The following is a 26,787-nucleotide window of genomic DNA, read 5'->3' as shown; positions in this document are numbered from 1 at the left end:
TTTTTGCATCCATAACCATTCCCGAAGGAATGACAACGCTGTCATGTCTAGCGCAAACATTACACAATAATTAACAGCGTTACCACAACAAAATAACTGGGAGTTGAAAAAAAGTGTGTCGCCATCGAGGCTGCAGCGAGTTGGTAAAACAAAAGATCTTTTGTTAACAATATGTTGATTGAAAGGCTTCTAACGAATATGCGGTTCCTTCTACACCTTGGAAAACATCCTAAGGGAAAAGGCGATTGCCAATCAGGGCAAAAATCCGCACTATACGTGAAATATTCTCAACCGATACAAGTGCAATATTTGGTATCCCAAACGCCAGTCATCTGTCAGTTCCCATCCAAATAGCGCCACTAATAGATTGAATTACTGAGTGTTTAGATGAAAGTCACAATTAATGACGTTGCCAAATACGCCGGCGTTTCTATCAAGACGGTTTCCCGGGTTACCAACAACGAACCCTCGGTGAAACAGGCAACCATAGACAAGGTAAATGAAGCCATCAAGGCGCTTAATTACCAGCCCAACCTGGCTGCGCGTAACCTCGCCGGCACCAAGTCTTATGTTATCGGCTTTATCTACGACAATCCCAATGCCTACTATATTATCGATATGCAAAACGGCATTTTATCGGCATGTCGCGATAAGGGTTATGAACTCCTGATCCACCCTTGCGATGCTACCGCCGACAGTATTTGCGAAGAGTTAACTGCCTTGGTAAAGCACGCCAGACTGGCCGGATTGGTCCTGACTCCTCCCCTGTCGGAAGATCCCAAAATTTTAGCGGCACTCGACAGCATTGAGGCCCATTACGTGCGCATCATTGCCGGAGACAAAACCAAAGAAAGTTGTGGTTTGACGGTATTGGTTAATGACAGGCACGGCGCGGTGTCTATTACCCAACATCTGATTGATTTGGGGCACAAACATATCGCTTTTATCAGCGGGGACGAGCAGCACGAATCGACCAAAGAGCGCTTCGCCGGTTTTTGCGACGCTCTCTCACTCAACAACATTACCTTGAACCCGGCGTTTGTAATTGAAGGGCAGTATTCGTTTGAATCAGGTGTTGAAGGGGCTAAACAGCTGCTTTCAATGACACCAAGGCCAACGGCCATCGTCGCGTGTAACGATGAAATAGCGGCTGGTGCCTTGTTTGCCGCGCGTTTGCAGGGGGTTGATATCCCTCGCGATATCTCAATTGTCGGCTTCGAAGACAGCCCGTTTTCACGCCAAACCTGGCCCAAACTGACTACGGTTCATCAACCGAATCAAAAAATAGCACAGGTCGCTACCGAGCTGCTGATTGCTAATCGTAAAGAGCAGCGCCTGGACAGTGCCAAGGTGTTCACCCCCGAGCCTGTTGTCCGCGATTCCAGCAGCAACCCAGGTTAAAAAAACGGGCTCAATGCAACTTAAGCTTGGGGCGCTGCCATCGCAGCAGCTTTTGCGCCAAGCGATACACCAGCGCCGAAAACCAGCCAAATAGACTGGAAAGATGTCGATGATAGAGGGATAGGTACATAAAGCGAGCCACGTGCCCCTCAATAAAAAAATCACCTCGTCTTAAATTCCCCATCAAATTGCCTACAGCAGAGAAGCGACTGAGTGATACCAGAGAACCGTAATCGCGATATTCGAATGGCGCTTCAGCCTGCCCTGCCAGGCGGTTTAGGATGTTGTGATATAAAGTTTCAGCCATTTGCGACGCCGCCTGTGCTCTGGGAGGCACGGGCTTCCCATCAGCCAGTATCAGCTGGGCGCAGTCACCCAAAGCATAAATATCTGTGTGCCCTTTGACCCGCATACAGGCATCCACCTCCACTTGATTTCTGGGGGTGATGGGTAACTTGCTGAGGTCTGAAAACACATTCGGGCCTTTAACGCCTGCGGCCCAAACCCTGATATCCGCCCTGATAAGGTTACCATCCTGGGTGGTAAAACCTTCTTTCGTCACTTCCTTAACCTGCACGCCAAGATGTAGGTGAATGCCTATTTTATCGAGGACTGCCTGCGCGCGGCCACTGACCCTATCGGGTAGCTGTGGCAAAATTTTAGGTGCGGCTTCGATAAGATGTATATCCAGGTGCTGCTTGGAAATATTCTGATAGCCAAATTCTCTGACCGATTCAACAACGTGATGGAGTTCAGCAGCAAGCTCAACTCCCGTCGCTCCAGCCCCAACGATACCAATGCTCAAACGTGATTGGGTTTCATCCAGCAGCATCAGTCCATCAAGCAATTGCCGGTGAAATTGCTCAGCATTCTGCAGGTTATCGAGAAAAATACAGTGAGATTCGGCGCCAGGGGTATTGAAACTGTTGGACACACCGCCAAGCGCGAGCACCAGATAGTCATACTCTATGGTACGGGGCCCCATCAGCAGTTCTTGCCGCTCATTGTAAAGCGCTGACAGTTGGATGGTTTTTGCATCCGGGTCCAGCGCTTCCAACGAGCCGCGCTGATAGCGGTAGCCGTTTTTTAAACCATGATCGCGATAAAGCAACCCTTCAATCGATTGGTCTATGGCCCCGACTGCTACTTCGTGCAGCTTAGGTTTCCAGATATGAATTGGGCTTCTATCTATGAGCAAAATGTCGGCTTTGCTTTTCAGGCCCAGCTTTCGCCCCAATTTTGAGGCCAACGCAAGCCCACCCGCACCACCGCCAACTATGACTATTCGCTTTGTGCCCACAGCTATACTCCGTAGTACATTCCGTTTTGCTTTTATATCACAGCGATATAGCGAAACAAGCTGACATTAACTTCATGGAATAAGATGTGCGTTCAAAAAGCCAAATATGACAGTGTATAAAACCATATTTTTAAAAAATTACAGCGTTATAGACCAGCGGCAAGCTACTGTATCAATGACCTCAGCAGAACACACTAAAAAGGGCCTTTCGGCCCTTTTTTAAACAGCTTCTTCGTTTTCTTCGCCAGTACGGATCCGGATGACCCGCTCGACGTCAGTGACGAAAATCTTACCGTCGCCAATCTTGCCTGTGCGAGCTGTGTCAACTATCACATCAAGCGCTTGGTCTAAAAGCTCATCCTGAATAACAAGCTCAATCTTTACCTTGGGCAGAAAGTCGACCATATACTCTGCACCTCGGTATAACTCGGTGTGTCCCTTCTGACGACCAAAGCCTTTCACTTCAGAGACTGTCATACCGGTTATGCCAATTTCAGCCAGCGCTTCACGCACATCATCCAGCTTAAAAGGCTTGATTATGGCTTCGACTTTTTTCATCAACTGCTCCCTAAATTTCCAATAACCCAAAGTCTAATAGGTATTAGCTTACCACTACTATTATTAGAAGAAGAGGTAAAATGATTCAATATTCATAGAGCAGAACAATATATACGAATCACGTCAGTTTGAACCAACTCTTCTATACTCAATTGGTTGGGTCGTAATCGAGTTTAGGTCATTGCAGGACGCATTGACGACATACAGCAAGGATTTGCTATGAAACATCCGCACGGATTTACGCTCATAGAGCTAATGATAACAATCGCGATTGCAACCATATTGCTTTCTATCGGGCTCCCTCAACTTACTGAGTTACATCAAGCTAACAGGGCAGATTCCGCGATAAAAGTCATTCAACAAACCTTGCAATACGCCAGAAATACAGCCATCAGCTATGGGCTTCGCGTGACAGTATGCCCTCTGAAGGATAACCAATGCACGAATGACTGGCACCAAGGTCTGACAGTATTCACCGACTCCGGCGTTAGTAATCAGTTAGATGGCAATGACATATTACTGATGCAAACAGGCTCTTTTGATAGCAATGACTTTATGTTCTATAACCGCTCAGCTGCACGCTTTCTGCCTGATGGTCTTGCTTCGGGCAGCAACGGAACGTTCAAGTACTGCCCAGGCTCAGCAGACAGCCCTTATTCCAAAGCCGTTATAATTAATCAAGCAGGCAGAGTACGCTTCTCGACAGATAAAAATATCAATTGCACTCAATAATGCGACATCTAAGCTAGGGTAACTGTTAAATCGACACCGAACCAGTAGAACTCTTTTCTACTGAAATTGGGCGACTTCTCGCTTATACTTTCAAACAGTATCAATGAGGAGTTATAGATGCATAAGAAAAAGCAAGGATTTACATTAGTCGAGCTCATGGTCACCATTGCCGTGGCAGCAATACTGCTAACTATTGGTGTACCATCGTTAACATCAGTCTATGAGCAAGTGCGAGTAGATAACAATGTTAAGAAGATTCATGACCTGTTTGCTTTCGCGCGAAACCAAGCTGTGAGCTATGGCGCTACAGTTAAGATCTGCTCTTTTGCTTCTGCAACTACATGTGGAACATCAACAGATTGGAGCAAAGGTATAAGAGTTTATATTACTGATGCCAGCAACACCGATCACGAATTAAGAGCTATAGACAGTTTTAATGGGCTGGACAAAGTTAAGGCATCTGCCGTTTCAATGACCTTTTCCGCTGATGGGCTCGCGTCTGGAGGCACAGTAACATATTGCCCGAATGGCAAAGCCAGCGATTCACAGACAGTTCTTATAAGCACTAGTGGACTGGTGTCTTATGGAGCAAACGGCAACGATTGTTAATTTTATTATGAAAAAAACCCACTAATGTGGGTTTTTCCTGCAAAAGCTAAAAACTGGATACTATCGCAAAGTATGTTTATCTATATTTTGAGCTTTCACACTCGAGAATGCTTTATTTAATGGAACGCACTCTTCGACACTCTTAATGTAATACTTCTTTCCTTTACTATCTGTCAGCTGAGTTCCAGGTAAGCTTGCAACTCTCCGTTGCACATCTTTCTCATTCCAACGGTAAAATATTACTCGTTCGCCTTTCGGCAGACTCTGAACAAAACACTTATAATCCTGTTTGGCAGCATAAGTTGTACCTGTAATACAAGACAAGGATACCGCCAATAATACAGACGCTATAATCTTATTCATTTCCAACACTCCGCTGAGGGCCCCTTAACACCAGCCGAGGTCAGTGTAATGGTACCGCATGTCGAATCTCTACTCGCCTGTGTCCCTGCTGCAGTTGCCGTAATAGTGAAAGAGCTCGTCCCAGCCGAAGCCACACTATAATAACCATTCTCTGTAACAAATGGACTTGCACTTAATCCTAACTTCGTCATATCGGTCGCATAAGCACGATTATCTAAATAATACTGCTCCTGCAAATTCGCAACACGCATAACAGCTGCCACACCTTCAGAGCGACCACTTTTAGTCACATAGTTAACATATGAAGGATACGCTATTGCCGCCAATATAGAAGCAATAGCAACCGTTATCATTAACTCAATCAACGTAAAACCCAATTTTCTACTATTATTCATTTCAACTCTACCCACAGCTACTCATCAATGTGGTAATAAATCTTATTCGTGGTCAAACCTGACTCCAAATCCACAGTCCCGCTGCAATTCTCTCCATTCTCATCACATTTTCCTTTACCTATTATCAGCACAGGCGGTGGTGGATTTAATATCTCATCTGGCGAACACTCTTCGCCAGTATCACAAGGTGGCGGGGTGATGATTTTTGGCGGCTGTGGGATACAGTTATCGCAAACATCTATAATATACGCCTCGTTATAACGTGATCCTTTGTGTAAATCCAAGGTATATAAACGTCCAACTGAAGACACACTGCAAACATTCTGACCTGCCGCAGGCTGGGTCGGAATAAAGGATGTAAAGTAGACTTTTCCTTTTATAATGACAGACGGGGATAGGCTTTTTTCGCCAGTAACCGCAAAATTATAATACCAGCCCAGCTTTGTCCCAAATGTAATGTTTTCAGCCTCTGTTGAAGGTGCCGCCGAAGTCACGTCATAAAGATTGCCAAAGGTTATTGGAGATGGAATGGCAGTAGCACCATCACCAAACTGTTGAGAAACTACGTTTCTATCCTGTAATACAAAAAACATATCCTCTGCGTTTAAACTCAAAGGATCCGCGCGATTTCCTGATCCCAATGTAACCGCATCATAAGGAACATTTTGATACGCTACCGTAGTTGTGGTACCTGACTCGTCAGTGACAGTTACTTCAGTGGTATTTGTAAAATACGTTTGCGCTACACTTGGCTCGTAGAAGAACCTACGATCGGTCGAGGGCAGGTTTCCTCCTAACTCTGCAAACTTAAATCCACTCCATGTGCTCTTATCCGCAGAAGGCAAATCCATTCGCCACACATTGCCGCCCAAATCAGCCGCATAAAGCCGGTCAGTGTAGCCGTCACTATTACTATCCAAGGTTGCAATAGACCCAACTATAGAGTCTTCGATACCTGTAAGTACAGTATTTCCATTGGCACCGAAACTATACAGTAAGCTACCTGACTCGGCATCTACAAGATAAACCATTCTGCCAACAGAATTTGAACCATCACCGGAGTCATAACCTTGGTTGTATCCACCACCAAAAATCACCACTGGCTTCTCAGAGCCTGGTATTTTGGTGACCACCGGAGTAGACCAAGTTTGTCCCATGTTGCTGAATTCACTGGTGCTGTTGGATATATGCCACATAAGCTTTGGCGAGTCTGGTTCGGTAATATTAATGGCGTAATAGGACTGCCCCCCTCGACGTAATCCGACAAACAACCAAGCTTTCATGATCAAACCAGAAGCATTACGTTCAATATGAGCGACAGGTGAACCATCAATCCCATAGACACTATGGCCAGCTAAATAGCTATCTCGACGAATAGTTGCCAAGTTGGGAAGAAGCTGAAAAGGCATAAACGCCCAGCTCTCGCTGACTGAAGAGCCTGAGTCTCTGAATGCGTGCAATGCGCCATGATTCGTACCAACAAAAATGCGAACGTTCGAACCATCACCGCCGTAATCGATAGCCAAAGGTTGAGAGTGAAGCGGATCACCCATGATATCGCCCCTTACACCGGCGAAATCTTCAGAGGTCAACGCGCCTTCAGAATCTCTATCTACATTCTTTCCATATATCCAATCGAAGGTGTCTTTTAACTCTGAATCAACATCTAATTTAGGCAAACCTAGGTATGTCGCTAGTGCGTCATCACCACCTACGTAACTTGAAGCGTTTTGGACAGTAAGCTTCCGCTTATCCATATCTTCACTGCTATCGATATCGCTCCAGATGATTCTACTATCAGGAACTATCGTGCGGGCAGCCCCTCCTAATACGACGTCATTCCCGTCATTGCCCCCTGTACAGTTACTCCATAAACTGCAAGAACTTTCGGCAATACCACCTGAACTGTCAATTGCAGGTTTGCCTGTAGAATCAACTAAAGTTCCAGATGAATTAACTTTAAGTTTTTTCAGATTACCGGCCCATTTGGGACTTTGCTGAGGACGAAATAGCGCATAGTAAGCTGAATCTAGAGTTCTAGTAGGATCTGCGTTACTAAAAGCGACACCGGGCGCTGAAAAGCGTTGCCCAGTCTGCGGAATCGAATCGATAATATTACTGATAGCCTCTTGAAGTCCCGCTACGTCATCTGCACTTCTGTAGGTTCCAAAAACCTTCTTTCCTTCAGACGTCATTAAATAAGAACGTGAGGCGGTTTCTACGAGCAATGGTTCTGCCTCTGAGTCTTCGCCCAAACTAAAGCCTATCGTATGAGTTACCACGCGTTGTTTATTCTCTACATCAGGCAATAAATCGTTGGCAAACATATATTCTGCCAATGCGGGAAGGTAACTTACCTTCGCTTCCTGATCGCCACTTGCCGCTTTATATTCATACGGCTCCCCACCTAATTCCTTAATATAATCATTTGCACTTTCATCTAAAACTGGTGCGCCATCTGTAATATAAATAATGTGAGCCACCTTATTACACTCAGACAATGGCGTAATATAGTTAGCACCATTTTCTATACTCGCATCATACATTGGCTTATTAGAGGAATACTTAATATCCTTGCCGTTGTAGTCAGCATCAGCATGACCAAATGTAATCGGGCCACCAGAAAAATATCTATAGGCCTCAAATAAGGTTTCACAAAGTGGTGTATTTGTTTGCGCAGGTAGGTTGCTAATAGTGCTAAGCATCGTATCTTTCTCGGCAGCGGTTCTCTGTCGGATACCCGCGACAATACGTCCACCATCACTGTCACCTTCATCAGGGAAATTCAGATTATAAATAGCCAAACCAAAATCCACTGAAGGAATAGAGCTTATAACACCCGATATTGCAGACTTAGCTATTTCCAACCTAGTCAGCCCTTCCCCGTCAGGGGGGACTGGCAGTGAACCATTCTTATACAATGTATACCAACGCAAATAATTATCGGTATAAAGCGTTACTAACTCACCATTATTCCAGTTTAGATTTTTCGCACTATCCAGATCACTACCCCATGGATTATTCACATCTCCGTCACGGGGGAATCCGACCGGATAGCCAGTTTTATAATCGCTTCCATCATCATTATTACTATTGTATTCTGATTCTATATCTTCCCAGCAATCAATTGGATTATTTCGTTCTGCACCGCTATTTTCCTTAATAGGTTGCCAAGTTCCATTACCCTTGCCTTTCGTAATAAACTCTCTGATGTAACCGGTGAAACGACCATACTGATTCAGCGCATCCCTCGCAGCTTTACAGCCATTCAAAAAATCATTAAAACGCCTAGACTCTGAAGGACTGTCGGGCACGGGTAATGAAGATTCATCCATACCGGTTCCAACGGTAAAATAAATCATTCTACCCTGATAAGAATTTGAACTTCCTACGGCAGGGTAACCAAGAGTTCCATCTTCTTGTGTATAATTAGGGTCGTAACCACCCGCAACACCATCGACTATGGTATCCATACTGCCGGAGTTATCAAAAATAATAAGCACTTGGGGACGCACATTGTTTGCTGCAGGATTGAGATAGAGATCTGTATCATCCGCAAAAGATTGCGCTGGCAAAACCGATGCTGTAACTAGGCCAGCAAATAGAATTTGATTAAACTTCATGATCCGCTCCCGCTGAGCACTTCCTGCTCAATACCTGTTACAACGATAACCTGGCCTAAATTATCTCGGCCAAAATTCACCTGGCTCGAGATTTCAATGCGGCGGCATTTAAACAAGTCAGTGCCACTGGCTGCTGCACTTCTTTGGCACGACACATTTTTAGGTTGAACCACCAAGTTGCCGGTGCCGTCATCCACCAAAGGTAGTGGTGTTAGCACTTGTGCCCCACCTGAATACGAGTTTGCACTATCAATTGCTGTCATCGTGGCCAAAAAGGCTGGAGTTTTATTTAGAAGTACAGCAGCAACCCCACCATCCGCTAACGCTTTGGCCTCTATGCGCTCGGCACCAGCCCCTGCCATTCTCAGAGACTGAGTAGAATTTACAGCTAATGCGACGCCAATAACCGTCATAATGATCAAAACGATTAAAGCAAAAAATAGCACTATTCCTTTTTGCTTATTCATCTGCATACTCGTTTAACTCCTAATCAACACAGGATTTTCAAGCATCACTGTGGTTGACATGACCTTACGTCTATAGTTGTCTTGTGGTGCTGCAATAGTTTTATCACCCAACTGATACTGGGTCTCATTTTTATAGCTAGCGTCTTTCTCAACCGCACGGACAAGCAAAAACAGTTTTAGTGCCACAATCCGCTGAAATGATTGGTTATCCCACATGACAGTATCGACACTACCCACTGGAACATATCGATTAGGGATGTCATCACCATCATCATCAACACCATATAAAACTCGTAGATTCTCAATACCTTCTACGAGCTGCTCTTCGTTGTTCATTCCATTTGCAACAGTAAGCGTTCTTCTCCTTAAAACGGGAACAGCGCCATCATCTTTTACATAATAGATATGGTGCTGATACTCCCAAAATCGACTGTTAGTCAGTGTTGGAGTAGGCTGGTTACCCGTAAAAAAAATAGCTTCGCTTGATGTGGTTGCAACATAGTGACTAGATGCAACATTGGGCGTTAGCGTGTTAGGCCCAACCAAACGCTTGATCTGCAGTACATCCGTTTTTGCTTTTACCCCAGAAAGGCACGCAAAAACATCGCCACTTACACCGGCTTCGTAGCCCCAAATCCGCCTAAAATGTGATGTGGTTCCATTGGGAAGCGTGGCGTTATTAACTCCACCACCGACACAATCATTGGGCACTGCGGCAGATGATATGGTTGTGTTACTTCCTACAATAAAATCCGTTCCGGTCATATCACCCATAAAAGCCAACTGACTAAGGTCCCTCTCCATAATCGCCAAGGCGATGCGACCGTTTTCTTGCAATTGATTAAACTGACTTGTGGTTGTCACATTCGAAGCTGACATGCTGAACATAGTGAAAATGCCAGCAGACAAAAACAAGCTAATCACCAGTGCTACCATCAACTCAACGAGAGACATCCCTGACTGACTGCGCATAATTAGAACCTTCATTCCGATCAAATCACCGTTTGGACTGAATAGAGTCGTCGATTAGCGGTTGTTGAACCACAATCAGAAGCATTTGAATCAATTGATGTTTCTCGAATTCCTTTCCACGCCATAGTAACCAAAACGTTATTCCCATTTACCAGAATACACGCCGAAGGTGTATCCAGCCCACCCACATTCTGAGTTCCAACTATCTCTGCAGCGCCATTGAATTGTGTTTGCCATTCATACAAGTCCCAGGCAACCATCTCCGAAGATGAGCAAATGGAAGCACCTTGACACTGTTTACTAACGGAACTTGGCGTTCCGCTATAGGTTCCTGCATAGTTAGCTATTTGGGTCGGGTTCAGCTTCATTCGATTGATGATATCGTTGGCGTAGTATGAAGCCTGGGTCTGCTGAAATGACTCGAAACTCCCTCGCTTCGAGACGATATGCAGATTGAAAATGCCAATAAGGCCGATCACCAGTATTATCAGTGCGACCATCACTTCGATTAAGGAAAATCCTTTCCCATACTTTTTCATTGGTGTCAAATCTCCAAAATTCGACATTTTATTGACTTTCAAACCTAAAATTAACCCTTTAAAATCTTAGCTTTAAGCCAAAAGTTTACTATACTGGTTAATCATAGTTGAGTCGATTGTTTGCTGCCAGTAACAATAGCATCTAAAAAGCTACAACATTATACCTAGAACTTTCCGGCAATAAAAAAAGAGGCTTAGGCCTCTTTTTAACATTAACTTAGCAAACAATCACCTGAGTTCAACCGGAACGGCGAAAACTACGTCTTCCTTACGACCCTCTACCTCGGTTACCACACTGGGCGCGAGATGGGTAATTGCATCGATAACCTGCTTTACCAGTACTTCCGGTGCTGATGCTCCGGCTGTGACAGCCACTTTATCTACATTGGCAAACCACTCAGCCTTTACATCGGCGGCACTGTCGACCAAGTACGCCTGTGCACCCGACTTTTCGGCAAGCTCACGCAAACGGTTGGAGTTGGAGCTGTTTTTCGAACCCACCACGATAAAGAGCTTGGCCTGAGTCGCCAGACTGCGCACCGCATCCTGGCGATTTTGAGTGGCGTAACAAATATCGTCCTTGCGTGGCCCCTCAATGGACGGAAACTTCGCCTGCAGCGCCGCGATGATGTCCAGCGTATCGTCAACCGACAATGTAGTTTGAGTGACGAAGCACAGGTTTTCCGGGTCTTTCACCTGAAGCGCTTCGACATCTTCCACCGACTCAATCAGATAAACGCCACCCTCAGGGTTATCGTACTGGCCCATAGTACCTTCAACTTCCGGATGACCCTCATGGCCAATCAGGATGCATTCAACCCCTTTGCGGCTGGCCCGGGTTACCTGCAGGTGCACCTTGGTCACCAATGGGCAGGTGGCATCGAATACCTTCAGACCACGCTTTTTGGCCTCGGCCCGCACCGCCTGCGACACCCCGTGGGCAGAGAAGATCACTATGCTGTTGTCCGGCACCTGATCCAACTCTTCAACAAAGATAGCACCACGATCTTTGAGGTTTTGCACCACATAACGGTTATGCACCACTTCGTGACGCACATATATAGGTGGCGAGAACAGCTCAAGAGCACGCTCAACGATGCTGATAGCGCGATCTACGCCGGCACAAAAGCCGCGTGGATTGGCGAGCAGAATGTTCATCTGTCCAGTCATCAGAGCTCCTCCAGCACTTCCAGCTCGAAGGTCACGGCCTGACCGGCCAGAGGATGGTTCAGATCGACCGTCACAGAATCGCCAGCCACATCACGGACAATGCCGGGAATTTCGCTGCCACCGGGGCCTGCAAAACTGACAATCACACCGGCCTCCAGCTGCATATCGGCAGGGAAGCGGCTGCGATCGAGATGATGAATCGCATCAGGATTCACATCACCAAAGGCATCCTGTGGCTGCAGGGTGAACTTGTGCGAATCACCGACCTTCAGTGCGCCAAGCTCAGCTTCAAACGCCGGGCTCAGGCTGCCATCACCAATATTGAGGCGAGCGGGCTTACCCGACGCCTTGGTGCTGTCGGCGGTAGAACCGTCAGACAAGAGAATATTCATATGGCACAGCAACGACTTTTGGCTCATGTGTTACTCCTTGATGGCCTTGTCATCCGAGCTGGACGCTTTAAAGCTGTCGATAATAATCAGCACGGCACCAATAAAGATGGCGGCATCTGCTATGTTAAACGCCGGGTAATGGGCGGTGTTCCAATAAAAATCGAGGAAATCCACCACAAAGCCATGTTGCAGACGGTCAATCAGATTACCAAGCGCACCGCCAATCACCAAGGTGTAGGCCAGATTCAGCCGCACCATGTTGGCTGGCTGCTTACGCAGCCAAATGGTTAACAGCACGCTGAAGCCCACAGCCACCGCCGTAAACAGCCAGCGCTGCCAGCCCCCTGCATCATGCAGGAAGCTGAAGGCAGCGCCATAGTTGCGCACATAGGTGAAGTTAAAAAACGGCAGCAGCTTGACCGACTCGTACAGGTCAAAGTTGGCCAGTACCCACTGCTTGGACAGCTGGTCGGCCAGAAACACCACCACTACTACCCAATACCAGCGCAGGCCACTTTCTTTCCAGTTCAATTGCATGGCCATCCTTATGCGAAGGCGCGGGCTTCGCCCTCACCCTCAATGTTGGTCACACAGCGGCCACACAGGCTTGGGTGCGCTTCAACTGAACCCACATCCTCACGGTGATGCCAGCAACGCTCGCACTTGGCAGCCTCAGTTTTGGCAACCAGCACCTTAAGACCGGCAAGCTCAGTGGCAACAGCCGATTCGGGCGCAGCATCAATAGGCAATACCTTGGCATCCGAGGTCAGCAGCACAAAGCGCAGCTCATCGCCGAGCACGGCAACCTTGGCAGCGAGTTCAGTATCGGCATACAGGGTCACGGTAGCTTCCAGCGAACCGCCCAGCACCTTATCTCGGCGCGCCTGCTCAAGCTCTTTGTTCACTTCGTTACGCACAGAAAGCAGCAGTTCCCAGTGGCTGTCGGCCAGATCACTTTCCAGCGTGATTGACTCCAGGCCTTCATACCATTCCTGAGTAAACACATAGGCTTCACGCTTACCAGGCAACAGCTGCCAAATTTCATCGGCAGTGAAGCTCAGTACAGGCGCAATCCAGCGCACCATGGCTTCGGCGATGTGGAACAGCGCAGACTGACAGCTGCGGCGGGCATGGCTTTCACGCTTGGCGGTGTACTGACGGTCCTTAATGATGTCCAGATAGAAGCTGCCGAGCTCTACCGAGCAGAACTGCATCAGCTTGTGGGTCACCAGGTGGAAGTTGTACTGCTCATAGGCGGCGATGATTTCACTCTGCACCTTGGCCGCGCGACGCACCATCCAACGATCCAGCGCCACCATATCTGCTACTGCAACCATGTCGGCTTCAGGCTCGAAACCATTGAGGTTCGCCAACAGGAAACGACCTGTGTTACGGATACGACGATATGAATCAGCGGCACGGTTAAGAATTTCGTCAGAAACACTCATCTCACCGCTATAGTCGGTGGCAGCTACCCACAGACGCAGGATGTCTGCGCCGAGCTTGTTGGTCACTTCCTGAGGCGCAATTACGTTGCCAATGGACTTGGACATCTTGCGGCCCTTGCCATCCACGGTAAAGCCGTGGGTCAGCACCTGCTTGTAAGGCGCTTTGGCGTGCATAGCAGTAGAGAGCATCAGCGAGGACATAAACCAGCCGCGGTGCTGATCCGAGCCTTCCAGATACAGGTCTACCCCATGGCCCTGGAACTCAGGACGGGCAGCCACCACGGTCTCAAAAGTAGAACCAGAGTCATACCAAACGTCCAGCGTATCGGTCACTTTGCGGTACTGTTCGGCTTCATCGCCCAGCAGCTCAGCAGCGTCCAGATCCCACCAGGCCTGAATGCCATGCTGCTCGATGCGATTGGCAACGCGCTCCATCAAGGACACAGAGTTTGGGTGCAGCTCTTCGTTTTCCTTGTTCACAAACAAGGTAATAGGTACGCCCCAGGTACGCTGACGAGAGATACACCAGTCTGGACGGTTGGCGACCATTGTCTCAATACGGCTCTGGCCCCAGTCAGGGATCCACTGGGTGTTTTGAATTTCACTCAGAGCAGTGCTGCGCAGGCCCTGGTTATCCATAGAGATAAACCATTGCGGGGTTGCGCGGAAAATGATTGGGGTTTTGTGGCGCCAGCAATGTGGATAGCTGTGACGGTAAGCCACATGGTTCAGCAGCGCACCTTTTTCTTTCAAAAGCGCAACCACGTTGTCGTTGGCTTTAAATACATGCTGACCGGCAAAGAAAGGGGTATCGGCCTTGTACACGCCGTTGTCGCCCACGGGGTTGGCGACTTCCAGACCATACTTCTGCCCTACCACAAAGTCATCCTGACCATGACCAGGGGCGGTGTGCACCACGCCGGTACCGGCATCAGTAGTCACGTGGTCGCCCAAAATTACCGGCACGTCAAAGTCGAGGAAGGGGTGAGCAAAGCGCGTCAGCTCCAGTTCGCTGCCTTTGATGCGGCCCAGCACTTCGAATGACTCGGCGCCAAAACGCTTCACGCAGTCTTCGTGCAGCACATCGGCCACCACAATGGCTCGGGTCACATCTTCTTTAGTAAAGGACACCAGCACATACTCAAGATCAGCTGCGATAGCCAGCGCGCGGTTGGCAGGCAGGGTCCAGGGGGTAGTAGTCCAGATAACCATGGCGATGTCGTGGTTGTACTGCGCTACGCCAAACTTGGCCAGCAGCGCAGGCTTATCAACCACGTTGAAACCTACGTCGATGGCAGGAGATGTCTTATCTTCGTACTCCACTTCGGCTTCGGCCAACGCCGAGCCACAGTCGGTACACCAGTGCACCGGTTTCACACCTTTTTGCAGGTGTCCATTGGAGATAACTTTAGCCAGTGAACGCACTATGTTGGCTTCGGTAGCAAAGTCCATGGTCAGGTATGGCTTGTGCCAGTCACCCAGCACGCCCAGACGGATAAAGTCTTCGCGCTGACCATCAACCTGAGCAGCAGCGTACTTACGGCACTCTTCACGAAATTCGGCGGCAGAGATCTTCTGACCAGGCTTACCTACTTTTTGCTCTACTTTGAGCTCAATAGGCAGACCATGGCAGTCCCAACCCGGCACATAAGGGGCATCGAAGCCAGCCAGGGTTTTGGACTTGATAATGATGTCTTTGAGGATCTTGTTTACAGAGTGACCAATGTGAATGCTGCCGTTGGCGTAGGGAGGGCCATCGTGCAGGATAAATGGCTTGCGGCCAATGCGGCTGTCACGGATCTGCTGATACAGCTTGTCCTTGTTCCAGCGCTCAAGCATTGCGGGCTCGCGATTAGCCAGATTCCCACGCATCGGAAACTCAGTTTCCGGCAAATTCAAAGTAGATTTATAGTCGCTCATCGATCCTATACCGTTAATTGCCAAATAGTTTTAGCGTTTTGCTTAACCTGCATCGTCACCAAGCAGAGCCCGGGCTCTGTCGGCGTCGTTCCAAATCTGTTTTTTCAGGGCATCGAGGGATTCAAAGGGTTGCTCGTCGCGAATTTTCGCCACCAGCTCCACCTCCACCCGCTTGCCATAGAGGTCACCTTCAAAATCAAACAGATGTACCTCCAGTTGGCACACCTGTCCGTTCACTGTGGGCCTGAACCCCACATTGGCAACCCCTTCATATATATCACTGTCATCCCACCAGAGTTTCACAGCGAAGACGCCGCGCACCGGCACCACCTTACGTTTAAGTGCAATATTGGCGGTGGGAAAGCCAATCGTCCGGCCAATCTTTTGTCCATGGGCCACCCGGCCACAAAGAGTAAAGGGATGGCCAAGCAAGCGCCTCGCCTGCTCCAAATTACCTTTGGCGAGCTGCTCACGCACCGCGGTAGAGCTCACCCTCAGGTCACCCACCATAAAAGAGTGGGTGTTGACCACGGCAAAGCCGAAACGTTCACCGGCCTTTTTCAGCATATCGAAGTTACCGGCACGGCTTTTACCGAAGCAAAAATCATCACCGACCACCAGATACTTCACCCCAAGTTTTTTAACCAGCAGATCTTCGATAAAGTGCTCGGGATCCATGGAGGCAAACTTGCGGTTGAAGTTGACGCAAAGCAGGCGGTCAATTCCCAGCTCGTCCAGCAGCACTATTTTATCCCGCAGCAAACTCAATCGCGCCGGGGCATCATCACCACGAAACAACTCCTGAGGCTGGGGCTCAAAGGTCATCAGGGTCGCGGGCAGGCCAAAGTGCTTGGCCCGCTCAACCAGACTGGCAATCACTTTGGCGTGCCCACGATGGACACCATCAAAGTTGCCTATGGTTAGCACACATCCCCGATGGGCGGGCAAGATATTGTGAATTCCGCGGATTAATTCCATGTGTTCTGACAACTGGCGTACGTAAATTGGCGGATTATATCTCAGCTGACACTGAGAATCAGCCCTTGCGGGCGCGTTTCATCTGCCAGGGTTTAATTCCCAAAAGGAGCAAAAGGGTGCCGTACAAAAATGCCCCACCCACAATCAAGGCTGCCAGAGCGATGACCCGATGGACAATATTCCAGGCCAACCATACATCCACCACCGGCAACAGATACCACAGAAGCGCGCCCATAGCGAGGGTCGAAGCCGCCACCTTGCCAAAAAACACCAGCGTGGGCAGGGTTAACCTGTATACCCCGGCCAAATGCAAACCGCGGTAAAGCAGTGCTGCGTTCAGCAAAGCAGATAAGGAAGTGGCAATCGCCAGCCCCACATAACCAAAGGGCACAGCGAAAATGATGTTGAACACCATATTGCTGACCATGGCCACAATGCCATAACGCACCGGAGTTTTGGTGTCCTGACGGGAGTAATAACCGGGGGCCAACACCTTAATCAACATAAAGTTAAGCAAGCCAGCACCGTAGGCCATCAAGCTGTAAGACGCCATTTCCACATCGGAAATATCAAAGGCGCCACGCATAAAGAGCACCATCAGCATGGGCTTGGCGAGCACTATCAACCCTACCATCGCAGGCATACCAAGGAGCAAAATCGCCCTTACCCCCCAATCCATGGTTTTTGCAAAGCCATCACCTTCATCATTTACATGCTTTTTCGACAGAGCAGGAAGCACTACTGTGGCGATGGCAATGCCAAAGAGCCCCAATGGAAACTCCAGCAGGCGGTCCGAGTAATAGAGCCAGCTGATGGAACCCGTCATCAGGAAGCTGGCAATAAAGGTATCGAACAGCAAGTTAATCTGCGATACAGATACGCCAAACAGCGCAGGGATCATCAGGGTACGGATTTTAACGACGCCCGGGTGATGCCAGCCCCAGGAGGGCTTAACCAGGGCACGCTCGCGGTACAAAAAGGGAATTTGGAACAGAAACTGAATAAGACCGCCGGCAAACACGCCCCAGGCCAAACCGATTTCCGGCTGCTCAAGCTGCGGTGACAGCCACAGGGCGAAAGCGATAATGGCAATATTCAAAAATACCGGGGTAAAGGCTGACACGGCAAAGCGCCCGCGGGTATTGAGAATGGAGCCCGCCAGCGCAGTAAAGGTGATAAACCACAAATAAGGAAAGGTGATCTTCAGCATCAGGGCCGCCAGTTCAAACTTGGCCCCGTTTTCGCCGCCTTCGAGCCAGTCCAAAAACCAACCGCCACCAAAGAGCGCCGCCAGTATCGGTGAGCCAATCACACCGAGCAGAGTCACTATGGTAACCAATCCCCCAAGGGTACCCGCGACTTTGGATATGAGTTCACGGGTTTCTTCGCTGCTGCGCTTTTCCTGATATTCGGTCAGCACAGGCACAAAAGCCTGAGCAAATGCCCCTTCGGCAAACAATCTGCGCAGGAAATTTGGGATTTTATTGGCAAAAAAGAACACATCGGCACTGGCCCCGGCCCCCATCAGGTTGGCCACCACCATATCCCGCACAAGGCCCAATACACGGGAGATGAAGGTCATGGCACTCACAACCAACCCCGACTTCAGTAATTTTTTACTCAATTTGCCCCCTGGGAAGGACCGGAAAATGCGGGTGATATCTTGGAAAAAAACGCTTCCGGCTCTGTCATACGCCAGTATTTGCTGGTAGAATTGCGCCACATTTTACACGAGTTGGGTTGAAGATAGCCAAGTCGGGTTGGATTTATTTGTCTTAATGGCGGATATTCCACCATTGCCATTGACAAAGTGGCAAAATACGGGCATATTCCTCGGCCTTTAAAAGTATTAATCCCAAGTTTTTAGGAGTTGCACCTTGGCTAACAGCAAGACTGCAAAGAAACGCGCTATTCAATCCGAAAAGCGTCGTCAGCACAACGCCAGCCGTCGCTCAATGCTGCGTACCTACGTGAAGAAAGTTATCGCCGCCATCAAAACCGGTGATCACAAAGCTGCTACTGAAGCCTTCGCCGTTGCTCAGCCTATCGTTGACCGCATGGCAACCAAAGGCCTGATCCACAAGAACAAGGCTGCCCGTCAAAAGGCTCGTCTGAACGCCCGCATCAAGGCTCTGGCTGCTTAATCGCTGCCAGCAAGACGTAAAAAAACCGGCTCAGGCCGGTTTTTTTATGTCTGTTCAATAGCAATAAATGTTATTGAGCAGCTTGATGATTTCTTTTACCTCGTCACTTTTCAACGAGTAGAATACCGTTTGAGCTTCCTTACGGGTAGAGACCAGATTATCCTTCCTGAGCCAAGCCAGGTGCTGCGACAGTGCCGACTGACTTAACCCAAGTTTTTTGTTCATTTCACCGACACACATCTCCCCTTCGTTGAGCAGATGGCACAAAATGAACAACCGACGCTCATTGGCCAGTGCCTTTAACAGCACTACCGCATGATCAGCTCGCTCCTGCATTAATTCAATATTCATTACGAGCATTTTCTCCTAATACAAACCCCGGGCCTAATATAGCCTTGGCTTACAGACTTCGTCGGGACACAGCCCACACTTTTTGTTAGATTGTTTTCAAAAATGAGATGTACCTAATAAAAATAGAGGAAACACATGAAAACCCTACCTAAGCTTCTGGCCGGAGTCGGCCTGATTGCACTCACGGCCCCTTTGGGCGCATTTTCATCGGACGATATAAATCAGAAAGTTGCAGAACAACTGGCACAAAAAGCCCAGTCTTCTTCCCTCGGCTATGACATCGTAGAGTCTTTAACAGTTGAAGTGGGTCCGAGACTTGCGGGCAGTGAGCAGGATAAGGTGGCTGTGGACTGGGCGATTGCCAAGTTGCAAAGCCTGGGATTTGACCGGGTTTATAAGGAACCCGTAACGGTTCCCGTTTGGCGCCGAGGTATTGCCAAAGCCAGCATTCTAAGCCCATTTCCACAACCTCTCGTGGTAACCGCACTGGGCGGCAGTATAGCCACACCAGCTCAGGGACTCAGCGCCACCATTGTGCGGTTTGATACCCTTCAAGACTTACAAAATGCAGAAGCTGGCAGCCTGAATGACAAAATTGCCTTTATCGATGCCAAAACGGAGCGTCACCGAGACGGAAAAGGCTATGGACAAACCGCTTCCGGCCGCAGTCGCGGCGCCGTAGCCGCTGCAGAAAAAGGCGCTGTGGGTATCATCATCCGCTCCATCGGCACAGATCATGACCGTATGGCCCATACCGGCATGATGCGCTATGAGGAAGGCGTGACCGCGATTCCTGCCGCCGCCATCTCCAACCCGGATGCCGACCTGATAAATGCCATGCTCAAGCGCGACAAAGAAGTCGTGATTTCATTGGAGCTTGGCTCAGAGCGCCGTGGCGAAACCACGTCCTACAATGTGATAGCCGAAGTCAAAGGCAGCACCAAAGCCGATGAGATTGTGCTGATTGGCGCACACCTTGACTCCTGGGACGAGGGAACCGGCGCCATCGATGATGGTGCCGGCGTTGCCATTGTGACTGCAGCTGCCAAACACATTCTCGACCTGCCACAAAAACCGGAACGGACCATTCGCGTAGTACTCTATGCCGCAGAGGAACTCGGATTGTTAGGCGGAAAAACCTATGCCAAAGAACACGAAGCCGAGCTGGAGAAGCACTATATCGCGGCCGAGTCAGACTTCGGCGCAGGCCCTATTTATCAAATTGATTGGCGGGTGGCTGACACGGCTCACTCTCCTGTAATCAACGCCATGAAGGTAGCTGAACCTTTGGGCGTAGCGGCTGGAAATAACAAGGCTTCAGGAGGCCCGGACGTCTCTATGTTGCCCGCTCTGGGCGTACCAGTTGCTTCACTTCGACAGGATGGCAGCGATTACTTTGACTATCACCACACGCCCAATGACACGCTGGACAAGATTAACCCCGAGGCGCTGGCACAAAACGTGGCCGTATATGCGCAATTTGCGTGGGTGATGGCAAACAGCAAAGTCGAACTGCGCCCCTTGCCCCCCAAGGAATAACACCTTGTCATTTGCATAGTAAAAATCCACCTGCATAGCAGGTGGCTTTGACACGGCCCCCTAAAAGGGGGCTTAAAAACTAACCTTCTAGCCCCAATGCTATCTGCCGTTTCTCTTCTTCTTTGGCTGTCTTTTCTTGGTGCCGTACATATCTGCGGATTATCTCTTCATTCGCTCCTACCGAGTCAACAAAATAGCCTCTTTGCCAAAAGTGATTCCCCCAGAGCTTTTGCTTTCTCAAATACGGAAATTTCGCAAACATTCTGATTGCCGTTCTTCCTTTTACAAAACCCATTAAGTCCGACACGCTTAGACTCGGTGGAGTTCTGACTACTAGATGAACATGATCTTCCTGCACATTCAGTTCTACGACTCTGCATTTCTTCATGTTGCAGTAAACATAGATACTTCGATAAAGCTCTTTGCCAAGATTACCTTTTAGGATTTTGTACCTGTACTTCGGTGTCCAAACGAGGTGATACTGACAGCGATAGAACACGTGAGACGCGGATTCATATCTGCTCATGCTACTTACTCCTTGATTTGCTGGTAACAAACCGAGGGAGTATTTAGCATGGGCATTCTACGGGCAAAGCCCCACTAGAACGATCACCACCTCCATAGGAGGTGGTTTTAGAGTGACAATGAAAAACGCGGCCATTGGCCGCGTTTTTATCACCCTCAGCGGACTTTACCGCTCTTCCCGTAAAAACACAGGCGTGCAGGGAGTCGACTGTTCAGGGCTATAGTAGTAGCCATCGTAATCAAACCTTTTCAGATCTTCTATGGTCTTTGTCCGGGTGGTCAGGATAAAACGTGCCATCAAGCCACGGGCTTTCTTGGCGTAAAAACTGATGATTTTATACTGACCGTTTTTGGCATCCTTAAACACGGGGTTCACCAGTGTCCCTTTAATCCCCTTGATTTTGACGGCCTTGAAGTATTCATTGGACGCAAGATTGACCAGAATATCATCCCCTTGAGCCGACAACGCCTCGTTCAGCTTATCCGTAATGAGATTGCCCCAAAACTCGTACAGGTTTTTGCCACGGCCATTGCCAAGGGCTGTACCCATTTCAAGACGGTAGGCCTGCATCAAATCCAGCGGTTTTAACACACCATATAAACCGGAAAGCATGCGCAGATGGGACTGGGCATACTCGAGCTCTTCCGGGCTTAGGGTGTCGGCGTCCAATCCTGTGTAAACATCCCCGCGAAAAGCAAAGAGAGCCTGCTTGGCGTTTTCCAATGAAAAGGACGGTGTCCAAGATGCAAATCTTGCCGCATTCAGCCCAGCAATTTTGTCACTCACAGACATCAAAGAAGCGATATCTGCCGGTGTTAAGCCCTTACAGACTTCTATCAGCTCAGCGCTGTGGCTCACCAGCTCAGGTAATGTGTACTGTTTCGTTGGCGCAGGATTATCATAATCCAATGTTTTGGCGGGGGAAATTACAACCAGCATGGGTTTCTCTCGTCAATTCAGTTAAGCCTTATGATACCCAAGAGAGATAAAAAAACCACGCCGCATTGGCGTGGTTTTGTGGATTGCACTAATCGGCTCAGGCTTCGTTGGCCCTAGCTTTGGCATTCTCGGGCCAGATGTCAGTTTCGACCTGTCCATCCAGCTCTGGAAACTTACTTCGGTCAAATACCGGCATGTCACCTTTTTTAAGCTGCTCCCGATAGTCATCGATCACCCGAATAGCGAGACCTGAAAGTAGTACCAGCGCGATAATATTCACTATTGCCATCAGGCCCATGGAAACATCCGCGAGATCCCAAACCAGACTGATTTTTGCCATAGCACCAAACATCACCATGCCCAGCACCAGTAACCTGAACAGCGGCAACGCAGTTTTGCGGTTACCTGACAGGAACATGACATTGGTTTCAGCGTAGGAATAGTTAGCGATAATAGATGTAAAGCAGAACAGGAAAATCGCAAAGGCGATGAATGCGCCGCCCCAATCTCCTACATGGCTGGTCAAGGCGTCGATGGTGAGTTTAATACCATCACTTTCTGCACCCATGTCACCGGCCAGCAAAATAATGGCCGCAGTGGCGGTACAAATCACCAGCGTATCGACAAACACTCCCATCATCTGCACAAATCCCTGAGAAGCTGGATGATTTGGGTTGGGTGTGGCGCTGGCAGCTACGTTCGCGGCACTGCCCATCCCTGCTTCGTTGGAGAAGAGGCCACGGGCAATACCTGCTTGCATGGCCTGAGCCACACTGTATGCAACACCGCCGGCTACGGCTTCTTGCCAACCAAATGCACTCTTAATTATCAGGCTGAATACTTCTGGCAGTTTATCTAGGTTCACCACGACAACCACAGAGGCAATCAACAGGTAGACCAGAGCCATAAAGGGCACAACGATTTCTGATACACGCGCCACTTTACGAAGGCCGCCCATAATGACGAACCCACTGGCTACCACTATTCCAATGCCAACATAGATGGGTTCGAATCCGAATACCCTTTCCAGCGCACCGGTGATGGTATTGGCCTGAACTGCGTTGAATACCAAACCAAATGCCAAAATCAGGAAGACAGAGAACAGTGCTCCCATCCAGCGCTGACCCAAGCCCTTCTCCATATAATAGGCAGGACCACCGCGGAACTGGCCATCTTCATCTTTCACCTTGTAGACCTGTGCGAGGGTCGATTCAATCATGGCAGTTGCCATACCGAGTACTGCAATCGCCCACATCCAGAACACAGCTCCTGGTCCTGCAGTGCCAATGGCTACAGCAACACCGGCCATATTACCAGCACCAACACGTGCTGCCATGCTGGTACAGAACACCTGGAAAGAAGATAAGCCACCATCACCACCCTGACGGCTGATGGTCATAACCTTGATACCATGTTTAAAGTGAGTCAGTTGGATAAAGGCCAGGCGAACGGTAAAGTAAAGCCCCGCACCCACCAGTCCGTAAACCAGCAGCTTGCCCCATAGCAGGGCATTAAGAAAATTAACAATAGTTTCTAACATAGTCTTGTTCGTCTTCCTTCCTGCAATGGCGATGCATCCCTTTCTCTCGCCGCTGCCGCAACATTGCTTAAGATCATCCTTAAGCGCATGAATAGCTGTAATTTTTTTAAAAAATTCCCTTAATGTGGCTCAATTTCAGTGCCACTTACAACAATTGGATGCCCGATGGACGCGGCAAAGTAGCACAGTATTTCAAAAAAAACTCGTGATCAAGCTCACGGTTGCGCATTTATACGACATGCGAATCACGAGGCAAATACGAGTATAAGATACTGTTAAAAGTCGATTAACAAACAAAACATAGCTATACAAGATGTGAACATTAGTGAGATCAACTTTGCGAATTTGGATGTGGGGCACATTTTTGTAATAAATTTACAAATATAGTACTCACCAAGAAGCAGATTCCACTTAACCATTTTAAGCATCGAGAGGCTTATTATGACTCAACAGCACGAGATTACCGCACTGAAGAAATTTGTGCGGGCCACTAACTTTCTAGCCACCTCACAGATTTATCTCAAGCAGAATGTGTTACACAAGCGACCACTGGTTCACGGAGATATCAAACCCAGACTGCTCGGTCACTGGGGTACCTGTCCCGGCATCAATTTTGTTTATGCCAACGTCAACCGTCTCATCGTAAAACACAAGCGCCCCTTCCTCTATTTAGTTGGCCCAGGCCATGGCTTCCCTGCTGTTCAGGCAAACCTGTTTATTGAAGGCTCACTGAGTCACTTCTACCCCGAAACCATTCCGTACAATGAAACCGGCATCGAAGATATCTGTAAGAAATTTTCAGCCGCCTACGGTTATCCTTCACATGCCAACCCAGAAGCGCCAGGACAAATTCTGGAGGGTGGTGAGCTGGGTTATTCCTTGTCTGTAGGTTTTGGTGCCGTGCTGGACAACCCCGATCTGATTGCCACCGTGCTCGTTGGGGACGGTGAGTCCGAGACCGGCCCCCTGGCCGCGTCCTGGTACGCCAACCGCCTGGTCAACCCAGCCACTTGCGGCGCTGTACTGCCAATCGTGCACATTAACGGGTACAAGATCTCAGGCCCAACCCGCATGGGTCGTATGAGCCACGAAGAACTGGATCTTGAATTCCGCGGTCTGGGTTATCACCCCATCATTGTGGACGATCAGCTGGAAGAAGATGTCTATGAGCAAATGGTCAAGGCCATGGATCTCTCCTATGAGATGATTAATGACATCCAAACCCGTGCCCGAAATGGTGAAGACGTTTGTAAGCCACGCTGGCCGGTGATCCTGATGCGCACCGCCAAAGGTTGGACTGGTGTAGCCGAAGACAAGGGTAAGAAACTTGAAGGTAACTGTGAATCGCACCAGGTTATCGTCAATAAGTGCGCCACAGATAAAGGCCACCTCGAAGCCTTGGATAACTGGCTGGCAAGCTATGGATTTGCAGAGCTTTGCAGCGTGACAGAACAGGGCGAACTCCAGTTTGACCCCGATATCAAGTCACTTATCCCGCCCAAAGAACTCTGCTGTGGTCGTCAACGCCTGTCCTATGGTGGCGAAGTAGTCCGTGCACTGACCAACCCCGATCTGACCAAGTTGGCTTACGGCGCAGAAGTACCACGTGGTCATCGTGGCTACTCCATGAATAAAATGGGCGAGTGGATGCGTGAAGCCTTCAAACTGAACCGCGATCAGCGCAATCTGCGCATCTTCAGTCCGGATGAAACATACTCCAACCAGCTGCAAGCCGTATTTGAAGAAACCGATCGCGCGTGGCAGTGGCCTATCGAAAGTTGGGACCAGGACATGAGCCGCGACGGCCGCGTGTTGGAGCTGCTGTCTGAAAACCTGCTGTTTGGTATGATGCACGGATACACGGTAACGGGTCGTCACGGTATGTTCCCAACCTATGAGGCCTTCTCGCAGGTGGTCTCTTCAATGGCGGACCAATACTGTAAATACGTTTACGCAAGCCAGGGCGTCCATTTCCGTAAGCCACTGCCATCCTGCAACGTCGTACTTTCTTCTCTGCTTGAGCGTCAGGATCACAACGGTTATTCGCACCAGAACCCCAGCTTCCTCGGTGCCATGCTGGAAAAACACCCAGAGATCATTTCTGCCTATCTGCCAGCCGATGCCAACAGCACTCTGGTTTATACCGAGCGTGCGTATGCTGACCGCGACAAATTGAACATCATTGTTGCAGGTAAGAAAGAGCTGCCTCAATGGTTGACCCTGGATGAAGCCCGTCGCCAAGCCAAAGATGGTCTGATGATTTGGGACTTTGCCTCTGATGACAACCCGGATGTGGTACTGGCGGGCTGTGGTGACTACGCCACCCAGGAGTGTATGGCTTCATTGGTACTGATTCGCGAATTGCTGCCACGGGTACGTTTACGCTTCGTAAGTGTGTCTGAACTCAACTCCAATGGCCTTGGCAGTCGTAAGTTCCAGCAAAAGCCCTGGATGATGGACGAAATCTTTACCAAAGATAAAGGCGTGGTGTTCAACTACCACGGTTATCCAAACACCATCAAGAAACTGGTATTCGATTACAAAGGTAGCCACAGATTCCGCATTAAGGGCTATGAAGAGGAAGGTTCCACAACCACACCATTCGATATGGGCGTGCGAAATGGCACTTCACGCTATCACCTGGTAATCGATATGGCCTATAAATTGTTCCAGCAAGGGATTATCGATGAAACCCAACATGTGGCCATCACCACAGATATGCTGCAACGTTTGGTTGACCATAAGAATTATATTAAGGCCAATGGCGTAGATCCGATTCACATCGAAAATTGGGTGTGGACCCGTTAAAATTGTTATAATTCTGTGAATTATAAGACGCCCCTCGTGGGTGTCTTTTTATTTTTTAATTAAAAGGAACTTT

Annotated in this window: 24 protein-coding genes; 6 read left to right on the top strand and 18 right to left on the bottom strand. The window is 48.8% G+C overall.

The window, feature by feature from the left end; translation table 11 throughout:
* Positions 1-387: 387 nt before the first annotated feature.
* The gene (locus SAMA_RS04890) at positions 388-1,401 is read left to right on the top strand and encodes a LacI family DNA-binding transcriptional regulator (RefSeq protein ID WP_011759053.1); all 1,014 of its coding nucleotides are present in this window, start codon (positions 388-390) and stop codon (positions 1,399-1,401) included.
* A 10-nt stretch (positions 1,402-1,411) separates the two neighbouring features.
* On the opposite strand, the gene SAMA_RS04885 is transcribed toward SAMA_RS04890, so the two are convergent.
* Together SAMA_RS04885 and glnB are read right to left on the bottom strand one after the other, a co-directional pair.
* Positions 1,412-2,701: an NAD(P)/FAD-dependent oxidoreductase gene (locus tag SAMA_RS04885; protein WP_011759052.1), complete on the bottom strand. Its 1,290-nt coding sequence runs from the start codon at positions 2,699-2,701 to the stop codon at positions 1,412-1,414.
* Between the two features lie 219 nt (positions 2,702-2,920).
* Positions 2,921-3,259: a nitrogen regulatory protein P-II gene (glnB, locus tag SAMA_RS04880; protein ID WP_011759051.1), complete on the bottom strand. Its 339-nt coding sequence runs from the start codon at positions 3,257-3,259 to the stop codon at positions 2,921-2,923.
* Between the two features lie 219 nt (positions 3,260-3,478).
* On the opposite strand from glnB, the gene SAMA_RS04875 reads away from it, so the two are divergent.
* Together SAMA_RS04875 and SAMA_RS04870 are read left to right on the top strand one after the other, a co-directional pair.
* Positions 3,479-3,991 carry a GspH/FimT family pseudopilin gene (locus SAMA_RS04875; RefSeq protein WP_011759050.1) on the top strand — a complete coding sequence of 171 codons (513 nt, stop codon included), beginning with the start codon at positions 3,479-3,481 and terminating at the stop codon, positions 3,989-3,991.
* A 117-nt stretch (positions 3,992-4,108) separates the two neighbouring features.
* Positions 4,109-4,600, top strand: coding sequence for a GspH/FimT family pseudopilin (locus SAMA_RS04870; protein WP_011759049.1), 492 nt, complete (start codon positions 4,109-4,111; stop codon positions 4,598-4,600).
* Between the two features lie 60 nt (positions 4,601-4,660).
* Here the strand turns inward: SAMA_RS04870 and SAMA_RS19325 are convergent, their stop codons facing one another.
* From SAMA_RS19325 to murJ, 12 genes are all read right to left on the bottom strand, one after another.
* On the bottom strand, positions 4,661-4,963 hold the full coding sequence (locus tag SAMA_RS19325; RefSeq protein ID WP_083766395.1) for a TapY2 family type IVa secretion system protein: 303 nt from the start codon (positions 4,961-4,963) through the stop codon (positions 4,661-4,663).
* The gene (locus SAMA_RS19320; RefSeq protein WP_011759048.1) at positions 4,960-5,358 is read right to left on the bottom strand and encodes a type IV pilin protein; all 399 of its coding nucleotides are present in this window, start codon (positions 5,356-5,358) and stop codon (positions 4,960-4,962) included. The genes SAMA_RS19325 and SAMA_RS19320 overlap by 4 nt, the downstream gene beginning before the upstream one ends.
* Before the next feature lie 17 nt (positions 5,359-5,375).
* Positions 5,376-8,981, bottom strand: a complete 3,606-nt coding sequence (locus tag SAMA_RS04860) for a pilus assembly protein (protein ID WP_011759047.1) — start codon at positions 8,979-8,981, stop codon at positions 5,376-5,378.
* Positions 8,978-9,448, bottom strand: coding sequence for a pilus assembly PilX family protein (locus SAMA_RS04855; protein ID WP_011759046.1), 471 nt, complete (start codon positions 9,446-9,448; stop codon positions 8,978-8,980). The genes SAMA_RS04860 and SAMA_RS04855 overlap by 4 nt, the downstream gene beginning before the upstream one ends.
* A gap of 12 nt (positions 9,449-9,460) precedes the next feature.
* Entirely contained in the window at positions 9,461-10,435 is a 975-nt protein-coding gene (locus SAMA_RS04850; protein ID WP_011759045.1) for a PilW family protein, read from the bottom strand.
* Between the two features lie 5 nt (positions 10,436-10,440).
* Positions 10,441-10,959, bottom strand: coding sequence for a type IV pilus modification protein PilV (pilV, locus tag SAMA_RS04845; protein ID WP_011759044.1), 519 nt, complete (start codon positions 10,957-10,959; stop codon positions 10,441-10,443).
* Positions 10,960-11,187: 228 nt separating this feature from the next.
* Entirely contained in the window at positions 11,188-12,117 is a 930-nt protein-coding gene (gene ispH, locus SAMA_RS04840; RefSeq protein ID WP_041410133.1) for a 4-hydroxy-3-methylbut-2-enyl diphosphate reductase, read from the bottom strand.
* A gap of 11 nt (positions 12,118-12,128) precedes the next feature.
* Positions 12,129-12,548, bottom strand: a complete 420-nt coding sequence (gene fkpB, locus SAMA_RS04835) for an FKBP-type peptidyl-prolyl cis-trans isomerase (protein ID WP_011759042.1) — start codon at positions 12,546-12,548, stop codon at positions 12,129-12,131.
* Positions 12,549-12,551: 3 nt separating this feature from the next.
* On the bottom strand, positions 12,552-13,058 hold the full coding sequence (lspA, locus tag SAMA_RS04830; protein WP_011759041.1) for a signal peptidase II: 507 nt from the start codon (positions 13,056-13,058) through the stop codon (positions 12,552-12,554).
* A gap of 8 nt (positions 13,059-13,066) precedes the next feature.
* On the bottom strand, positions 13,067-15,889 hold the full coding sequence (ileS, locus tag SAMA_RS04825; protein ID WP_011759040.1) for an isoleucine--tRNA ligase: 2,823 nt from the start codon (positions 15,887-15,889) through the stop codon (positions 13,067-13,069).
* A gap of 42 nt (positions 15,890-15,931) precedes the next feature.
* Positions 15,932-16,867, bottom strand: a complete 936-nt coding sequence (ribF, locus tag SAMA_RS04820; protein WP_011759039.1) for a bifunctional riboflavin kinase/FAD synthetase — start codon at positions 16,865-16,867, stop codon at positions 15,932-15,934.
* 58 nt (positions 16,868-16,925) lie between these two features.
* Entirely contained in the window at positions 16,926-18,491 is a 1,566-nt protein-coding gene (murJ, locus tag SAMA_RS04815; protein ID WP_011759038.1) for a murein biosynthesis integral membrane protein MurJ, read from the bottom strand.
* A 253-nt stretch (positions 18,492-18,744) separates the two neighbouring features.
* Between murJ and rpsT the strand changes: the two genes are divergently transcribed.
* Positions 18,745-19,011, top strand: a complete 267-nt coding sequence (gene rpsT, locus SAMA_RS04810) for a 30S ribosomal protein S20 (RefSeq protein ID WP_011759037.1) — start codon at positions 18,745-18,747, stop codon at positions 19,009-19,011.
* Between the two features lie 54 nt (positions 19,012-19,065).
* Here rpsT and SAMA_RS04805 read toward each other — a convergent pair whose 3' ends face one another.
* Complete coding sequence (locus SAMA_RS04805; protein WP_011759036.1) at positions 19,066-19,362, bottom strand: ArsR/SmtB family transcription factor; 297 nt, start codon at positions 19,360-19,362, stop codon at positions 19,066-19,068.
* Positions 19,363-19,497: 135 nt separating this feature from the next.
* Between SAMA_RS04805 and SAMA_RS04800 the strand changes: the two genes are divergently transcribed.
* Entirely contained in the window at positions 19,498-20,901 is a 1,404-nt protein-coding gene (locus tag SAMA_RS04800; protein WP_011759035.1) for a M28 family metallopeptidase, read from the top strand.
* 79 nt (positions 20,902-20,980) lie between these two features.
* Here SAMA_RS04800 and tnpA read toward each other — a convergent pair whose 3' ends face one another.
* From tnpA to SAMA_RS04785, 3 genes are all read right to left on the bottom strand, one after another.
* Positions 20,981-21,427 carry an IS200/IS605-like element ISSham1 family transposase gene (gene tnpA, locus SAMA_RS04795; RefSeq protein ID WP_011758714.1) on the bottom strand — a complete coding sequence of 149 codons (447 nt, stop codon included), beginning with the start codon at positions 21,425-21,427 and terminating at the stop codon, positions 20,981-20,983.
* A gap of 165 nt (positions 21,428-21,592) precedes the next feature.
* A complete protein-coding gene (gene yaaA / locus SAMA_RS04790; RefSeq protein WP_011759034.1) occupies positions 21,593-22,366 on the bottom strand; it encodes a peroxide stress protein YaaA in 774 nt (257 codons plus the stop codon).
* A 97-nt stretch (positions 22,367-22,463) separates the two neighbouring features.
* Complete coding sequence (locus SAMA_RS04785) at positions 22,464-23,906, bottom strand: alanine/glycine:cation symporter family protein (protein ID WP_011759033.1); 1,443 nt, start codon at positions 23,904-23,906, stop codon at positions 22,464-22,466.
* Positions 23,907-24,347: 441 nt separating this feature from the next.
* Here SAMA_RS04785 and SAMA_RS04780 point away from each other — a divergent pair, with 441 nt between their 5' ends.
* On the top strand, positions 24,348-26,714 hold the full coding sequence (locus SAMA_RS04780; RefSeq protein WP_011759032.1) for a phosphoketolase family protein: 2,367 nt from the start codon (positions 24,348-24,350) through the stop codon (positions 26,712-26,714).
* Positions 26,715-26,787: the final 73 nt, after the last annotated feature.

Source organism: Shewanella amazonensis SB2B, from assembly GCF_000015245.1.
GTDB lineage: Bacteria > Pseudomonadota > Gammaproteobacteria > Enterobacterales > Shewanellaceae > Shewanella > Shewanella amazonensis.
This window is presented reverse-complemented; position numbering and strand designations above follow the sequence as displayed.

Bases quoted from the DNA above. Each gene is read 5' to 3' on its own strand.
- SAMA_RS04890 (WP_011759053.1), top strand. From the start codon at position 388: ATGAAAGTCACAATTAATGACGTTGCCAAATACGCCGGCGTTTCTATC.
- glnB (WP_011759051.1), bottom strand. From the start codon at position 3,259: ATGAAAAAAGTCGAAGCCATAATCAAGCCTTTTAAGCTGGATGATGTG.
- SAMA_RS04875 (WP_011759050.1), top strand. From the start codon at position 3,479: ATGAAACATCCGCACGGATTTACGCTCATAGAGCTAATGATAACAATC.
- SAMA_RS04870 (WP_011759049.1), top strand. From the start codon at position 4,109: ATGCATAAGAAAAAGCAAGGATTTACATTAGTCGAGCTCATGGTCACC.
- SAMA_RS19325 (WP_083766395.1), bottom strand. From the start codon at position 4,963: ATGAATAAGATTATAGCGTCTGTATTATTGGCGGTATCCTTGTCTTGT.
- SAMA_RS19320 (WP_011759048.1), bottom strand. From the start codon at position 5,358: ATGAATAATAGTAGAAAATTGGGTTTTACGTTGATTGAGTTAATGATA.
- SAMA_RS04860 (WP_011759047.1), bottom strand. From the start codon at position 8,981: ATGAAGTTTAATCAAATTCTATTTGCTGGCCTAGTTACAGCATCGGTT.
- SAMA_RS04855 (WP_011759046.1), bottom strand. From the start codon at position 9,448: ATGAATAAGCAAAAAGGAATAGTGCTATTTTTTGCTTTAATCGTTTTG.
- SAMA_RS04850 (WP_011759045.1), bottom strand. From the start codon at position 10,435: ATGAAGGTTCTAATTATGCGCAGTCAGTCAGGGATGTCTCTCGTTGAG.
- pilV (WP_011759044.1), bottom strand. From the start codon at position 10,959: ATGAAAAAGTATGGGAAAGGATTTTCCTTAATCGAAGTGATGGTCGCA.
- ispH (WP_041410133.1), bottom strand. From the start codon at position 12,117: ATGAACATTCTGCTCGCCAATCCACGCGGCTTTTGTGCCGGCGTAGAT.
- fkpB (WP_011759042.1), bottom strand. From the start codon at position 12,548: ATGAGCCAAAAGTCGTTGCTGTGCCATATGAATATTCTCTTGTCTGAC.
- lspA (WP_011759041.1), bottom strand. From the start codon at position 13,058: ATGCAATTGAACTGGAAAGAAAGTGGCCTGCGCTGGTATTGGGTAGTA.
- ileS (WP_011759040.1), bottom strand. From the start codon at position 15,889: ATGAGCGACTATAAATCTACTTTGAATTTGCCGGAAACTGAGTTTCCG.
- ribF (WP_011759039.1), bottom strand. From the start codon at position 16,867: ATGGAATTAATCCGCGGAATTCACAATATCTTGCCCGCCCATCGGGGA.
- SAMA_RS04805 (WP_011759036.1), bottom strand. From the start codon at position 19,362: ATGAATATTGAATTAATGCAGGAGCGAGCTGATCATGCGGTAGTGCTG.
- SAMA_RS04800 (WP_011759035.1), top strand. From the start codon at position 19,498: ATGAAAACCCTACCTAAGCTTCTGGCCGGAGTCGGCCTGATTGCACTC.
- tnpA (WP_011758714.1), bottom strand. From the start codon at position 21,427: ATGAGCAGATATGAATCCGCGTCTCACGTGTTCTATCGCTGTCAGTAT.
- yaaA (WP_011759034.1), bottom strand. From the start codon at position 22,366: ATGCTGGTTGTAATTTCCCCCGCCAAAACATTGGATTATGATAATCCT.
- SAMA_RS04785 (WP_011759033.1), bottom strand. From the start codon at position 23,906: ATGTTAGAAACTATTGTTAATTTTCTTAATGCCCTGCTATGGGGCAAG.
- SAMA_RS04780 (WP_011759032.1), top strand. From the start codon at position 24,348: ATGACTCAACAGCACGAGATTACCGCACTGAAGAAATTTGTGCGGGCC.